The sequence below is a fragment of the Kurthia zopfii genome (genome assembly GCF_003143955.1).
GTDB lineage: Bacteria > Bacillota > Bacilli > Bacillales_A > Planococcaceae > Kurthia > Kurthia zopfii.
In genome coordinates this window covers 23,594-38,424 of record NZ_QFVS01000019.1, presented here as the reverse complement: position 1 = coordinate 38,424, position 14,831 = coordinate 23,594, and the positions used below count along the sequence as shown (strand labels likewise).

Sequence of the window (14,831 nt, the reverse complement as noted above, 5' to 3'; positions counted from 1 at the left end):
GCATGACAAAATTTAATTTAGTAGCAACTGCAGCAATGGGCTTAGAGTCGATCGTAGCAGATGAGTTGAAAGCTTTAGGATACGAAACAAGAACAGAAAACGGTAAAGTATATTTCGAGGGCGATGAGCGAGATATCGCACGTACGAATTTATGGTTACGCGTAGCAGACCGTGTGAAAATTGTCGTTGGTAAATTCCCAGCGAGAACATTTGATGATTTATTCGAGGGCGTAAAAGCATTACCTTGGAGCAAAATCATGCCAGTAGACGCTGAATTCCCTGTAACGGGTAAATCAGTTAAATCAAAATTATATAGTGTGCCAGATTGCCAAGCGATTACGAAAAAAGCAATCGTAGAAAACATTCGTAAAGCACATGGTCGTCTAGGTTTCTTAGAAGAAACTGGCCCGAAATTTAAAATTGAAGTTTCAATCTTAAAAGATGAAGCAACTTTAACAATCGATACATCTGGCGCTGGACTTCACAAGCGTGGCTATCGTACAGAGCAAGGTGAAGCTCCGCTGAAAGAAACTTTAGCAGCTGCACTTGTCTACATTTCAAAATGGTCACCAAACCGTCCATTCGTAGATCCATTCTGTGGTTCTGGTACAATCGCACTTGAAGCAGCAATGATCGGTCAAAATATCGCACCAGGATATAATCGCGAATTCATTAGTGAAGATTGGCCGTTTATGAAGGAAGAAATTTGGGATGCAGTTCGTGATGAAGCAGATGAGTTAGCTGATTACGACCAACCACTTCAAATTATCGGTACAGATATTGACCACCGCATGGTTGAAATCGCTAAAAATAATGCCGTTGAAGCTGGATTTGGTGATATTATCGACTTCAAACAAATGCAAGTATTAGATTTCACAACTCATGCTGAAGATGGCGTAATGATTGGGAATCCACCATATGGGGAACGTATTGGTGAAACAGAAGAAATCGAGCAAATGTTAAGTAACTTAGGTCACTTAATGAAAAAATACCCATCATGGTCGGTATACATGCTTTCTTCAATGGAAAACTTTGAGGATCTTTATGGTCGCAGAGCAACGAAAAAACGTAAATTATTCAATGGTTTCATCCGCACAGACTTATACCAGTACTGGGGAAGAAAAACACGTAATTAATATATAATGCAGTGTAAATCAAGAATGGCTCTTTTTTGCGCCATTCTTAATTTACGTTTAAATAACTATGGCGAAAATATAGAGAGGGGTAGCTAATTTGAGACAATCACTACCATTTGAATTATCAAAAGAAAAATCATTCTTCGATTCTCTAGGGGATTGGATGGGCGACGTTTTATACGACGAGTTACCTGAAAAAGGTTTAGAATGCCGTGATGAACAAATCTTCATGTCATACCAAATCGAAAAAGTATTACGTGAAAAGTCTATTTTATTCGCGGAAGCGGGTGTAGGTACGGGGAAGACAATCGCATACTTACTACCAGCAATCGCTTATGCTAGATATATTGGAAAACCAGCTTTAATTGCGTGTGCTGATGAAACTTTAATCGACCAACTTGTTAAAGAGGGCGGCGATATTTACAAACTTCAATCATTATTAGATTTGAAAATTGATGTACGTCTTGCGAAATCACGTGATCAATACTTATGTAATAAGCGTTATGAAGAAGCCGAGCAGTTTTTAGATGGTGATTATTTAGACGAAATCGCCATGTCAATTCCAGAAGGCTATCATGGCAATGGTAAATTAGAAGTTTATGGTGTGCGTTCAGATTATCCGAATATTTCTGATGAAGAATGGCAGCATGTAAACTATAACTATATCCAACAATGTCAGGTTTGTGATGTCCGCAACCGCTGTGGTCAAACATTGCACCGCGCGCATTACCGTGAAGCGACTGACTTAATTATTTGCTCGCAAGATTTCTTAATGGAGCATACTGCGACGAAAGAATCGCGTGAACGTGAAGGTCAATTACCTTTATTACCTGAAGTTTCGATGATTGTTTTGGATGAAGGACATTTATTAGAATATGCAGCTCAAAAAGCGATGACGAATAAAATTCAAGATTACACAATCGTAAAATTATTAGATCGTTTAATGGTTGATGGTTTACGCGAAAAAACATTACTTTTAATGGAGAAATTACAAGATGGCCATGAGCTATTCTTTGATCAATTAAGAGATGATGTTGTGGAATCTGAAGAAGATCGCAAAAAAATCAATAAGAGTGAGACGTTAATTAAATTGGGTGAGAAAGTTATCTCAATCATCCAGCAATTAATGGAAGAATTCGTCTTTGAATCAGAAATGTATGTCATTCCTGAATATGAATTGCGCATGGCAGAAGAATTCCTTGATCAATATGAAGAAGCAATGAGCATTTTCGTATCACAAGGGAACGCCATTGATTGGTTAGAGGAAACAGATGGTGAAGAAACATTAGTCATCATGCCTCACTTAATTACGGAAATTTTAGAGAAAAAATTATTCTCTAAAAAAATCCCATATGTATTCTCATCTGCAACACTTTCAATCAACAAAGACTTCAGCTATATCGCCTATAGTTTAGGTATTAAAAAATATGATTCATTCACAGTGGAATCTCCATTCGACTATGAAGAAGTAATGAAAATTAAATTACATGATCTTGAGCAACAGGATAAAGCGGCTCGCGTCATAAAAGTGATTGAAGAAGAGGAAGCGCAAACTTTACTTTTATTCAAATCGAAACAAGCGATGCATGGCTTCAAATCGATCTTGACGGAAGAGCAGTTAGTTCAATATGGTTTCGAAGGGGATAAGGAATTATCTTCACTTGTGCGCGATTTCCAAAATGGTAAATTGAAAGTATTAGCTTCTTACCATCTGTGGGAAGGCTTAGATTTACCTGAGGAAGCTTTAACGCGTGTCATCATCATGGACTTACCATTCCCTCCGAGCGACCCATTATTCGATGCGAAACGCTCGTTTGCGGATGATCCGTTCGTAGAGGTTGAACTACCATTCATGTTATTACGTCTTCAACAAGGTATGGGCCGTCTAATTCGTACAATGAATGACCACGGAACAATCCACTTACTATTGAATGAAACAGAAATGAAGTATTTAGAAGATATTGAACCAATCTTCGCTGTAAAAGCAGAGAAATACTAAAACTAAAAGCCTCGTTAGCATGACAGTGTAGTCATCTAATGAGGCTTTTTTGTGTGGAGAAATGAGATTTATGGATTCTGTAATCTAGAAATTTTAAATTTTCTAGGTTTATGAAATAATGAAGGCTTTCCGCCGACAAGTGGCGCACTATTTATTTCCACTTTGGGTGGAAATAAAGGATTGCTTCACACTTGTTTTTCGGCAGGAGTCCTCATTATTTCTAATTAATTACTGATATACTAAAAAATCCAACTAGTGATATAATTAAGGTTGGAGGATGAGGCAATTGGAATTCAAAAATTTAGTACCTAATACAGAGGAAGATATTAAAAAGAAACCATTTTTAGATGCTCTTAAATGGGCAATTAGCAATGATGAAAATAAAAATATTGCTATTACAGGTTCTTATGGTTCAGGTAAAAGTAGCATTATCGAAACATTTATCAAAAAAGAAAAGATAGAGAAAGAAACTGCGAAAATATCGATTACAACCTTTAACAAGGAATCGAAAAAGGGAAATGAAGCTAGAAATTCTTCAGACACTGCACTTGAAGATATATTAGAATAGCAAATATTACAGCAGTTATTTTATAAAATTTCACCAGACAAAATTCCATTCTCTAGATTTACGAGTATTTTAGAAATTAGTAAGATAAAGATTTTACAAGGGATTGTGGTCACATTAACAATGCTTTTAATAACGTATTATCTGGTTAATTATAATTGGCTAACTAAGGGCGTTGAAAAATTCATATCAGGCGATTTAACGTGGGCAATTTTTGTAAGTGTTATAACTTTAGCTTTAATAAGTGCATACACATATTCAATCTATTATTTAATTTTGATAATCCATAAATTAAGAGTAAGTAAATTTGGTTTTGGCAGTACTTTAATAGAAGTAGGGACAAATGAAAGTAATTCAGTATTTAATCGATACATAGATGAAATTATTTATTTTTTCAAGAAAACCGAATACAAATATATAATTTTTGAAGATTTAGATCGATTCGAAAACCTGGAGATATATGAAAGACTAAAAGGATTAAATTTACTTTTAAATTCTAATCAGCAACTATCGGATAGGAGAATAGTGTTCATATATGCATTGAAAGACGAAATATTTGTAAAAAAGGAAGGCACTGTACAAGTAAATAATCGGACTAAATTTTTTGATTTCATCGTTCCAACTTTAAATATAGTGCATAATTCTAATGCTGAAGAGATATTAAAACAATACTTGACTACTGAAATAGGAAAAACAGAAATGAAAGAAGGATTAAGTGAATTATTTATTGAAGACATCTCGCTATTCATAAATGATATGAGAATTCTAATCAATATTTGCAATGAATATAAAATTTTCTCCGAAGCACTGAGTAATAGTGGAATAAATAGAGAAAAACTATTTTCTTTCATTGTCTATAAAAATATGAATCCGTTTGATTATTCAGAACTTCTGAATAATAAAGGATTAATTTTTAGCGTTCTAAATATAGTAGGATTAGAAAATCATGAATTTTATGGGAAAATGGGGGGGGGTTAGTGCTGCTTTAGAAGGAAACGAATTTTATGAAATTCTTGAAAATAAAAATACAGATGCAAACATTAAGAGTTCACTCCTTAAATTAAGTAAAAATGAATTATTGTTTTTTTTAGTAAAGCATGAATATCTTGATGAAAATTATAGGGATTATTTGACGTTCTTCTATGAAGGCAGCCTTTCGCAAGCTGATGCAGAGTATTTAAGAGCAGTTCGGAATGGGATTATTGGTAAAGAATGTCTCGAACTTACTAATACTAAAAAGGTATCAAAAAGAATTCTATTGAAGGACATAAATCATATTTCAATTCTAAATTACGATTTAATATATTTCTGGATTTTAACCAACGATGTGGAAAAAATCCGTAGAATTATTAAGGTTATATTTGAAGTTAAAGAGAATAATATTTATTATTTTCGTCTGATTGAAAAAATGAGTGCAGATCAAAAATGGAAATATATAGCGTATGTAATCAATAATGGTAATTATTCAAAAGGCTTTATTTTAGAAGAAAAATTTTGTGAAGATGAACCAGTATTAAAATTAAACTATTTGATTTCCACAATTAAATCTTGGCAGTATATAGACAATGATTTTAGTAGTAATCACATTTTTCATCTTATCGAAACTTTAGAATATTTGGAAGAAAATGAACCAGAACAATTAATTAAAGTGATTAGTCGAGAGGACTACGATACGCTATTAGAGAAATATGAAGAATATTCAAGCAATCCAGAGATTAGAGCGGAAGACTTCACAGAAGTTTTACAAGAATTAAAATTCAACAAAATAAAAATCTTATGAACATATCAAAAGTGTATGAATTGTATAATTCATACACTTTTATTTTAGTTGGGAAATATAACTCTAAGGTAAAATAAACTATTTAAACAACTTCGGTATGATTTTCACATAAATCAATTCACCAATCAATTCAATAATTGTTTGGGTGACGATGACGGCTGCTGCAATGATTGCCCATTGATCTGGTAGGGCAAGTGCAATAGGTAGAACAACAAGGGAGTTACGTGTACTCAAACTAAATGCCAATGTGCGACTTGTCGAACTGGGTAATCGAAATAATACGGATAGAAATTTTCCGATTAAAGGGGCGATGACTAAAAATAATAGAAAGATCGGAATGACCATTTTTATTTCATGAAAATGGTCAGAAATAGTTGGTAATTGAGTTGCTAAAATGGTGAAAAGTACAATCGCCATGAACGGTACAGGTAACCACGCAGTCTGTTTTAACAGCGTGGATGAAAGCTTAAAAGACTTCGCTGTAACTTGTAGGGCAAAAGCGAAAGCCATTGGTATGACAATCATCCATAAGAAAGCTTTAAACAATGGTGCGAACTGTAAGAGAGACGAAAGTTCATTATTGAAAAATAAATACATATACAACGGTAGTAATAATAACTGAAGTACTAGCAAAATGGGCGTGGATACTAGCATTAACGCTTCATTACCACGGCCTAACTTGGTGAAGACGATGACATAATCAATACACGGTGAAAGTAAGACAAGTGCGATGCTGAAAGCTATGTATGAATTGAAATCAACTATTTGTAATAAAGTCCAAACTGCAATCGGAACGAAGATGAAATTCCCGATTAAAAGTGCAATGAAATAGGGCAGGTTACTAAATGCTTTCTTCATTTCTAAAAACGGGATTTGGGCGAACATGGTGAAGAGCAGTACAGCGATCGCAGGTGAGATGATCACCGAAAAATCAGTTGTAAGATCTTTTAAAAAGACGCTAGAAACCGCTCCTAATAGTAAAGCGATGAAATAGAGCCATATTTGATTATTTTCTAATGATTGAAGTTTATTATTCAAAGTGTCACGGCCTCCAAGTTGGAATATTGTCTATTCATTACACCATGTGAACTGCAAAAATACTAGAAAAAAACCACCAATCTCTTAAATGAATTGGTGGCTCGTGATTATAAATAAATCGATTTGTATGAATCTACTTCATCCATCAGGTTAATTTCAGTGAAAATTTGTAAGGAGTGATTCGTTCGTTCCGCAAGTGGAAGTTTAGAAAATAGCTCCATATCAACAAAGATCGGCAATTCGTTAAGAGAATGAAGGACAGTGTGAGCTGCACATTCTAAGCAATTGCCAATTGCAAGTTGTTCATCAATAAAATGTTGTAAATCGATAGTATTCGTCAGTTCTTCCGAAGTGAAAATCGATTCAATTTCAGAATCGATCATCATTGCGACCATCTCAGTAAGTAGTAATGCACACACAAATGAATTACCATTATGATGTTCTGAAATCTCGTGAATAATATGGAATGTAGGATGCTCGTATACGGCTTTCAAGATTTGTGATAACACTTCATTTGAAAAATCTACCTTCTCGCTAAATTGAACAATTTCGTAAGGTTGTTCAATCATAAACCAGATATCTCTATATAAGGCAGGGTAATATGCATTATTAATTGCTCTTTCAGCTAGAATTTGTTCAAGTAAAGGCACTTCAACAACATTCATATAAAAGAAATCGTACTGATCTTCTTCCAAAGCCAAAACACTGTTTTTCGATTTCTTAAATTCATTTAAAATAGTCTGCATTAATAAACTCCCCTTTTTCTATAAAATTTCTGTTATGTCTAAGTTTTTGTCAAAATAGCTCTAAAAATTAAAAGAAATGGAATCAATTGAAAGTCGAAGGAGAACCCCCTTATGAAAATGTTTTACAATAAATAGGAATTTCTTGCGCTATCATTTCAGTGGATTTTGCTTATGTATGCAAAATGTTCTTAGGAAAAAGTAAAATAGACTGAATAAGAACGCCGGAAATACTTGGTTATCCTGCTGTTTTGAAATGATTTTATGATATGAAAATAATTGTAAGAAAAATACTTTCTAAGTAGTTAAGTAGAAAAAATCAGTATAAAATAAGTAAATTTCTACCTTTTTCACATCTAAATTAAATTCACTAAATTGTAACATTAGTCTAAAGGTTATTTTGTGAAAAATCAAACTTATATTAAAATATCTTCTCCATCCTAGGACAGAGAAGATTTATTAGTAAAAATTACCAAAGTTTATATCCTTTTGAACCGAGTGGTGCGTTTGAAATAATATCGTAAATTGGATACGTATAAGCAATCAAAACAAGCGCCACTAAAATAACAATCCATAATTTGAAGTTTTCCAAAATTGCTGGAGTTTCTTGTGCATGATCCGAAACAAGCGCAATCGGGAATTCTTCATGCCCTTTAGGCGTAGCCCAACATAATTTAATGAAAATATAAAGGAATAGGATGATCGCAATAAATAGTAAAGTACCACCAACTGCTTGAGCAATTTGATAACTTAGCCAAGTTTTTGCGATTTCAGCACCACCATAATCGGAGAATGATGATCGTCTAGGTGCGCCCATCAAACCAGCAACATGCATTGAAATCGACATGATGCCCATGCCAAGTGCCCAAAGAATGGTTTGAATTATTCCTAATTTATTCATTTCTTTTGTCAATGTACGTCCTGTAAGATGTGGAACTAGCCAGTAAGTTGCGCCGAAGAATGTTAACATTACCGCGGTAGCAACGGTTAAATGGAAGTGACCAGTAACCCAAATCGTATTATGAATCAGTTGGTTCATTTGGTAAGATGCATTGACGATTCCGCCAGCCCCACCCGGAATGAAGACTAACATACCGATAAATGGTGCGAAGAATCGAACATCATGCCAAGGTAATTTTTTCAACCATGCAAAGATTCCTTTACCACCAAGTTCTCTACCTCTCAATTCAAAAGTTGCGAATAGCGAGAAGGCTGTCAGTAGGGAAGGAATTACGACCATCATCGTTAAGACAACCTGAAGGAATTTCCATGAGCCGTCAACGCCAGGTTCTGTCAATTGATGATGTAATCCAACTGGTACTGAGAAAAGAACGAACATGATAAATGAGAGTCTAGCAAGTGCATCTGAGAAAATGCGTCCGCCGATAATTTGAGGAACGATTGCATACCAAATCATATAGGCAGGCAATAACCAGAAATACACAAGTGCATGGCCGAATGACCAAAATAAAGTTCTCGAAAGTAGTATATCTACGCGATCAACGAAACCGAGCGACCACGGTAGTAATTGGAATAATACTTCTGTAGCGACACCGATTGTCGCGATGAACCACATTAAATTATTACAGACAACCATAAATCCAAGTAATGGTGTCGTTTGTTTCGGGTGATCTTTTCTCCATTTCATCCATCTTAAAGCTTCTGACAACGCCGCAATCCATGAACCTACAACAACGAGTGCTAAGCCCGCGTAGAAAATCCAATGAGCTTGTAGCGGTGCATAAAATGTGTAGAGTACGGATGCTTCGTTTAGTAAAACCATGACAGCAGCCATAGCTGTACCAATAGTCATTACCCAAAAACCTATCCATCCTAAACGTCTTTGATTAGAGGATAATGTACCTACTGCGACACTCATTGCAGCGGTTTGGAATCCAAAGATGAAAAAAGTTGTAAGAATAAGGCCTAATAAAACGCCGTGAACCGTTAAAACTTGATAATAGTTAATTCCCCAAGGTAATTCGAATGATCCAGAACGGACTAGAACTTGAAGTAAACCTGCAAGTCCACCTAGGAATAAAGCGATGAATGCAACGTATAAATGAGCCATCGATAATTTTGCATCACGTGCATCAATCTTTTTTAATTTCGAACGAAAAGATTCATTTACTTCAATTGGTTGCTCACTCATTTAGGTTCCACCACCTTTAAAATAGAATGCATTTGAGCATGACCTACTCCGCAATATTCATTACAAACGATTAGAAATTCGCCTTTTTTATTGACCGTTGTAACGAATTCAGAAATATAGCCAGGTTCAAGCATCATATTGACATTCGTTTTCGCGATTTCAAAACCATGTACGACATCTTTTGAAGTTGCGATGAATTTTACTTTTGCACCTAATGGCACTTCTAAAACAGGGGGATTATAGAAAAATGCTGAAGCTAAAACGACGACTTCATAATCCCAATCCTTCCCTGAAACTTTGTGAACACCAGGTTTATCAAATGGTGCAATTTGTTCGACTTTTTCGTGATTGATCGTATTTTTTGCACTAGGTGGGTGACTGCCGTTATGAAATGCCATAATTCCTGTAATCAATAAAAAAACGATTAGCGAGCCAACACCAAATGTGAGCCAATACTTTTCATATTTATGAAAATGCAATGTAACCTCATCCTTTCAAATATATTTAGAATCGATCCATAAAAATTGCGAAACAGCTTGCCCAAACAGCAACGATAATGACACCAATCGTCATTGATAAATAAAATGTGCCTTTAAGATTGTCGTTTGTATCTTGTTTTTTGGACATAAAGATTCCTCCTCACTTCTCGAATACAAGCAATGGTTTCGTTACTTACCACTTATTGTAAAGAATGGAAATAATCTATGGTGTGATAATTGTCACAGAGTTAGACAGAAATTGTGAAATAAATGTGAAAGAATAGTGTGACTCAAATTCAATTCCCTTAGAAACTTAAAAATATGCATAAAAAAACTATCAAATACAGAATTTGATAGTTCAGAAAGAATCTAATTTTCAATTGTAAGTAAAACATTTAGTGAACCCACTTCATTAATAGTGATTGGAAGTGAAAATGTTGGTGGTGAATTAGGGATTTGGGTCTGTCCGATCATCACTGTTGGTGGTGTAATATCGAGATGAATCTGCTGTTCTGAGCTGTAGCTACATAATTTACCTGCCACCATATTCCCGAATTCTCCAACGAAGGATTCTAATAAATCGCCTTCTAATTGAAATCCGTACAGTGTTTGACATAGTTTTTCGAAAAAAGGCTGGTCTGCATCAAGGATGATTCTTCCTTTAAAATCGCCAACCATTCCGACTAACACGCTATAGGAAAGAAAAATATGATGATCTGTAAATGTAGATGGTTGTTTTACGTCCACTAAATTAGGTAGAATCTCCTTAAATGCGTAAATAGATCCGTTTAGCAATGTTGTTACTTGGTTCGATATACTCAATTTCATCACCTGGTTCATATGACTTTTACTTCATAATACAATGATATTCTAAATAACACAATAAAATCTTATTGAGAATTTATTTCAATTAGGTTGACAAAAAGAGTGGTATTGATTATGATTATCAATGAGAATGATTATTATATTCACTTGTCGATTATGAACGATTATATATATTAAAGGAGTGGGGAATCATGGTATTCGCATTAGTAGGTGCTACAGTTATTGCCTATGGCGCTATGACAAAATTTGTCTTAACAAAAACAACAGCACATTTGAAATAACAGATTCAATTCCTTTAGCCTTTGCTTATAGCAAGGGCTTTTTTTAATGCTAAAATATATTTTCAACTACTTCAGACAAAAGAATAAGTAGATTTCAGCACATTTACTATTTTTCCTTTGCAATGTGCATGTTAGAATAGAATTACTTACATATATAAAGGAGATTGTGTTTTCATGACTGGTTTTGATGAAAAAATTCAAGTATTACTAAAGAAGACTGCTTTACAGTACATGATTTATAAGAAAAATGAGGACCATGAACGACTTGCAAAGACTGTGTTATTTGCAGATAAATTAATTAAAAAGGAATATGCAATTGGTTTCGCAGGGCATTTCTCTGCGGGTAAATCGAGTATGATTAACTCATTAACAGGGGATCAATTACTACCTTCAAGCCCGATTCCTACGAGTGCCAATGTCGTAAAAGTCCATAAATCTGAAGAGAATTATGCAATCGCTTACCTAACAGGGGATGATCCTGTCCGATTTAATTCTGATTATGATATTAAAACGGTGAAAGAATTCGCGAAGAATGGCGCATTAGTGTCGCAAATCGAAATTGGCCATAGCGAATCTGTATTACCAATGGGTGTGACAGTTATGGATACACCAGGGGTAGATTCGACAGATGATGCGCATAGAATGTCGACGGAATCTGCACTTCATTTAGCAGATATCGTATTTTATGTGATGGACTATAATCATGTGCAATCTGAATTAAACTTCCAATTTACGAAAACATTAATGAAGCATAATCCAAATGTATATTTAATCGTAAACCAAGTAGATAAGCATAAAGATCAAGAGCTTTCATTCGATGAGTTTAAGAAATCAGTAGCCGATTCATTCGGTAACTGGGGCGTATTCCCAAAAAATATTTTCTTCACATCATTACGTGCGAAAGACTTGCCATACAATGATTTTGAAGAAGTGAAGGGCATCGTGATGAACAGTATTGATGGCTGGCAAGATCAATTAGTCGAAAATGCTGAAAATACACTTGCACAAATGCATGATGAACATGGGCAGTTTTTAGCTCAAAATAAAGAAGATTTAATTACGCAAAATGAAGAAATAATTTCAGAAGCAGATTGGCAAAGACGTGACGATATTCTGGATGAATACCAATCTGTCGTGCGCCAATTAGAATTGTATTCCGTTGAGAAATGGGAGAAATCTTTCAATAGTCAACGTGATGAATTACTTGAAAATGCGGTATTAATGCCTTTCGAATTACGTGATCGACTAGGTAACTACGTTGAGAGTATGCAAAAGGATTTCAAAGTCGGGATGTTCTTCGCTGCGAAGAAAACTGAAGCTGAAAGACTGGCGCGTAAAGAGTCATTATTTGAGCTGTATCAAACGATTGTTGGCGCTCAAATTTCAGGACATATGCTCAACTTAATGAAAAACTCATTAAAAGAAGTTGGCGCATTATCAGATGAGAAATCATTGGAAGTTGATGCTTTTAAATTCGATATTCCTTTCGAAGTAATCACCGATGAAATGCGTACGGATGCAGTAGCGGGGGATGCATTGTTGAACTTCGCAAACCGCGTTGTATCAGCGACTCGTATGTGGTTCAAACGTGCAACGGATCAATGGAAGAAAGAGCAGATGGATTATATCCAACAACTTTCAATTGTGAAAATTGAACCGTTGAAGAAGAAAAAAATTGCGATGACAGATAAAGTGAATGTCATTAATGAAGTGCTTCATATTGAAGAACAGCAAAAATACTTTGAAATTCAAAAAACAGTCGATATTCGTACTTTAAATAAAGAAGCGGATGGCTATGTTGAAACATGGATTATAGATGAGCGTGAAGCACGTGAAAATATGCGTATTTTTGATCCTGCAATGATTGCGGAAGATGAAGTAGTTGAAGCAGAAGTTGATGATGAAGATGTGTCACAATCTGAATACAATCTTCAATTGGACCAAGCGATTCAAAATGCACTTGCTACGGCGAATGCAGTTGAACCGATTTCAGGATTCCAAGAAGTATCCGCATACCTAAAAAATAAAGTGGCACGTCTTGAAGAAAAAGATTTCACAATTGCATTATTCGGTGCATTTAGTGCTGGTAAATCTTCATTTTCAAATGCTTTAATGGGGCAAAAAGTATTACCTGTATCACCGAACCCGACGACTGCGGCCATTAATAAAATTCGCCCAATTTCGCCAGATCATCCACATGAAACGGCGGATGTACGTCTGAAAACAGCGACACAAATGACGGAAGATATCATCGCTTCATATGGCGCGATTGGTGTTAAAGTTACGTCACTTGATGATGCCTTTGCAAAAGCTGAAAAAGCACTTGCGATTGAATTATCGGATGAACGACTACATGTCCACAAATCATTCGTTCGTGCATTTGCGCAAACGTATGAGCAATTCAAAGATCAATTAGGCACTGTGATCCGAACGGAACGCGATGATTTCGAAAAATTTGTCGCACAAGAAAGTTATAGTTGTTTTGTAGATTCGATTGATTTCTACTTCGATTGTGAATTGACTCGTTTAGGCGTTACGCTTGTTGATACACCTGGAGCAGATTCAATTAACGCGCGTCACACAGGCATTGCTTTCGAATATATTCGTAATGCTGATGCAATTTTATTTATCACATACTACAACCATGCATTCGCAAAAGCAGATCGTGAATTCTTAATTCAACTTGGCCGTGTCAAAGATGCCTTTGAATTGGATAAAATGTTCTTCGTTGTTAATGCTATCGATTTAGCGACAGATGCACAGGAAGCAGAAGATGTAAAAGATTATGTGCGTAATGAATTACTTCGTTTCGGTATTCGTAAACCGCGTCTATTCGGTGTGAGTAGTCTACTTGCATTGAAAGAAAAAGTAGAAGATGCGGATCTCGAATCGGGTATGAAACCATTTGAAGAAAACTTCCATAATTTCTTATCAGAAGAATTAATGGCTTTAGCAGTTCAAGCTTTAGTGGAAGAAACAGATAAAACGAAAGAACGTCTATCAGTTTTAATCCGTCAAACAGAGGATAACTTATCGCGTAAAGATGAGCGTCTAGCTGAATTAGATCAAATCGAAAAATTTGTTCGTATGACATTTGAACAAACAGCAGCAAAAGTAATGAAACAAGATATTGCACAGGAACAAAAAGAATTACTATACTATGTATTGCAGCGTGTGTACTTCCGCTATACGGATTTCTTCAAAGAATCGTATAACCCAACTGTGTTCAATACAAAATCAACATCTGATGCACTTGAATTTTCATTAACAGAGCTTGTACAAAGTTTAAGTTTCGACTTTGAACAAGAGATGCGTGTAACGAACTTCCGTATTTCGAAATTCATCGTGGCGAAAACTTTGGAACGCTATACAGCAGATTCACGTAAAATGAAGGATGTTAATGATAGTTTCAGCTTCACACCATTTGAAGTGGAAGAACCTGCAATTTTAGAATATACAGGTCCATTCAATGATCCTTTCAAATATAAAGAAGTGAATAAACTATACAAAAATCAAAAATCATTCTTTGAAAATAATGAGCGTACCGTGTTACGTGACCGTTTAGAAGAAGTGACAAAACCAGATGCTCAAAGCTATTTAGATGAGCAATCACAACGCATGGCTGCTTGGGCTGAAGCGGAAATTGACTCGATTACGACTGCATTAAGCAAGCATATCGAATCACAAGCATTAGAACAGCTTGATACAGAGCGTTCATTATTACAAGAAGATAGTAAATTAGCCGAATGGAAAAAAATCTTTGAAGAGCTTGTAGCTGTAAGTAAATAAATAATTTGAGAACTTATGCGACTATAAAGCATCCATTGATTCAT

10 protein-coding genes and 1 pseudogene are annotated in these 14,831 nt (G+C 35.2%); 5 read left to right on the top strand and 6 right to left on the bottom strand.

Features of this window, described 5'->3' with window-relative positions; genetic code table 11:
* The first annotated feature begins 2 nt into the window (after positions 1-2).
* From DF281_RS08270 to DF281_RS08250, 4 genes and pseudogenes are all read left to right on the top strand, one after another.
* On the top strand, positions 3-1,136 hold the full coding sequence (locus tag DF281_RS08270; protein ID WP_109349784.1) for a THUMP domain-containing class I SAM-dependent RNA methyltransferase: 1,134 nt from the start codon (positions 3-5) through the stop codon (positions 1,134-1,136).
* A gap of 97 nt (positions 1,137-1,233) precedes the next feature.
* Positions 1,234-3,135 carry an ATP-dependent DNA helicase gene (locus tag DF281_RS08265; RefSeq protein ID WP_109349783.1) on the top strand — a complete coding sequence of 634 codons (1,902 nt, stop codon included), beginning with the start codon at positions 1,234-1,236 and terminating at the stop codon, positions 3,133-3,135.
* Positions 3,136-3,412: 277 nt separating this feature from the next.
* Positions 3,413-4,678 (top strand): annotated as a pseudogene (locus DF281_RS08255) (YobI family P-loop NTPase).
* On the top strand, positions 4,647-5,480 hold the full coding sequence (locus tag DF281_RS08250; protein ID WP_109349780.1) for a hypothetical protein: 834 nt from the start codon (positions 4,647-4,649) through the stop codon (positions 5,478-5,480). The pseudogene DF281_RS08255 and the gene DF281_RS08250 overlap by 32 nt, the downstream one beginning before the upstream one ends.
* Positions 5,481-5,558: 78 nt before the next feature.
* On the opposite strand, the gene DF281_RS08245 is transcribed toward DF281_RS08250, so the two are convergent.
* The 6 genes from DF281_RS08245 to DF281_RS08225 form a co-directional block, all read right to left on the bottom strand.
* Positions 5,559-6,518, bottom strand: a complete 960-nt coding sequence (locus tag DF281_RS08245) for an arsenic resistance protein (RefSeq protein WP_109349779.1) — start codon at positions 6,516-6,518, stop codon at positions 5,559-5,561.
* A gap of 107 nt (positions 6,519-6,625) precedes the next feature.
* Positions 6,626-7,264 (bottom strand): hypothetical protein, encoded by a 639-nt coding sequence (locus DF281_RS08240; RefSeq protein ID WP_109349778.1) that lies wholly within the window; start codon positions 7,262-7,264, stop codon positions 6,626-6,628.
* Between the two features lie 466 nt (positions 7,265-7,730).
* On the bottom strand, positions 7,731-9,413 hold the full coding sequence (locus tag DF281_RS08235) for a b(o/a)3-type cytochrome-c oxidase subunit 1 (RefSeq protein WP_109349777.1): 1,683 nt from the start codon (positions 9,411-9,413) through the stop codon (positions 7,731-7,733).
* The gene (locus tag DF281_RS08230) at positions 9,410-9,892 is read right to left on the bottom strand and encodes a cupredoxin domain-containing protein (protein ID WP_109349776.1); all 483 of its coding nucleotides are present in this window, start codon (positions 9,890-9,892) and stop codon (positions 9,410-9,412) included. Before DF281_RS08230 ends, DF281_RS08235 begins: the two co-directional genes overlap by 4 nt.
* Before the next feature lie 25 nt (positions 9,893-9,917).
* On the bottom strand, positions 9,918-10,040 hold the full coding sequence (locus tag DF281_RS14955; RefSeq protein ID WP_256595752.1) for a hypothetical protein: 123 nt from the start codon (positions 10,038-10,040) through the stop codon (positions 9,918-9,920).
* 221 nt (positions 10,041-10,261) lie between these two features.
* Positions 10,262-10,714 (bottom strand): chemotaxis protein CheX, encoded by a 453-nt coding sequence (locus tag DF281_RS08225; RefSeq protein WP_166636109.1) that lies wholly within the window; start codon positions 10,712-10,714, stop codon positions 10,262-10,264.
* 458 nt (positions 10,715-11,172) lie between these two features.
* Here DF281_RS08225 and DF281_RS08220 point away from each other — a divergent pair, with 458 nt between their 5' ends.
* Positions 11,173-14,787 carry a dynamin family protein gene (locus DF281_RS08220; protein WP_109349774.1) on the top strand — a complete coding sequence of 1,205 codons (3,615 nt, stop codon included), beginning with the start codon at positions 11,173-11,175 and terminating at the stop codon, positions 14,785-14,787.
* The last annotated feature ends 44 nt before the right edge of the window (positions 14,788-14,831 follow it).

What these genes read in the sequence shown, in the direction of transcription:
- DF281_RS08250 (WP_109349780.1), top strand. Translation starts at nt 4,647, where the DNA reads ATGAATTTTATGGGAAAATGGGGGGGGGTTAGTGCTGCTTTAGAAGGA.
- DF281_RS14955 (WP_256595752.1), bottom strand. Translation starts at nt 10,040, where the DNA reads ATGTCCAAAAAACAAGATACAAACGACAATCTTAAAGGCACATTTTAT.
- DF281_RS08220 (WP_109349774.1), top strand. Translation starts at nt 11,173, where the DNA reads ATGACTGGTTTTGATGAAAAAATTCAAGTATTACTAAAGAAGACTGCT.
- DF281_RS08240 (WP_109349778.1), bottom strand. Translation starts at nt 7,264, where the DNA reads ATGCAGACTATTTTAAATGAATTTAAGAAATCGAAAAACAGTGTTTTG.
- DF281_RS08270 (WP_109349784.1), top strand. Translation starts at nt 3, where the DNA reads ATGACAAAATTTAATTTAGTAGCAACTGCAGCAATGGGCTTAGAGTCG.
- DF281_RS08235 (WP_109349777.1), bottom strand. Translation starts at nt 9,413, where the DNA reads ATGAGTGAGCAACCAATTGAAGTAAATGAATCTTTTCGTTCGAAATTA.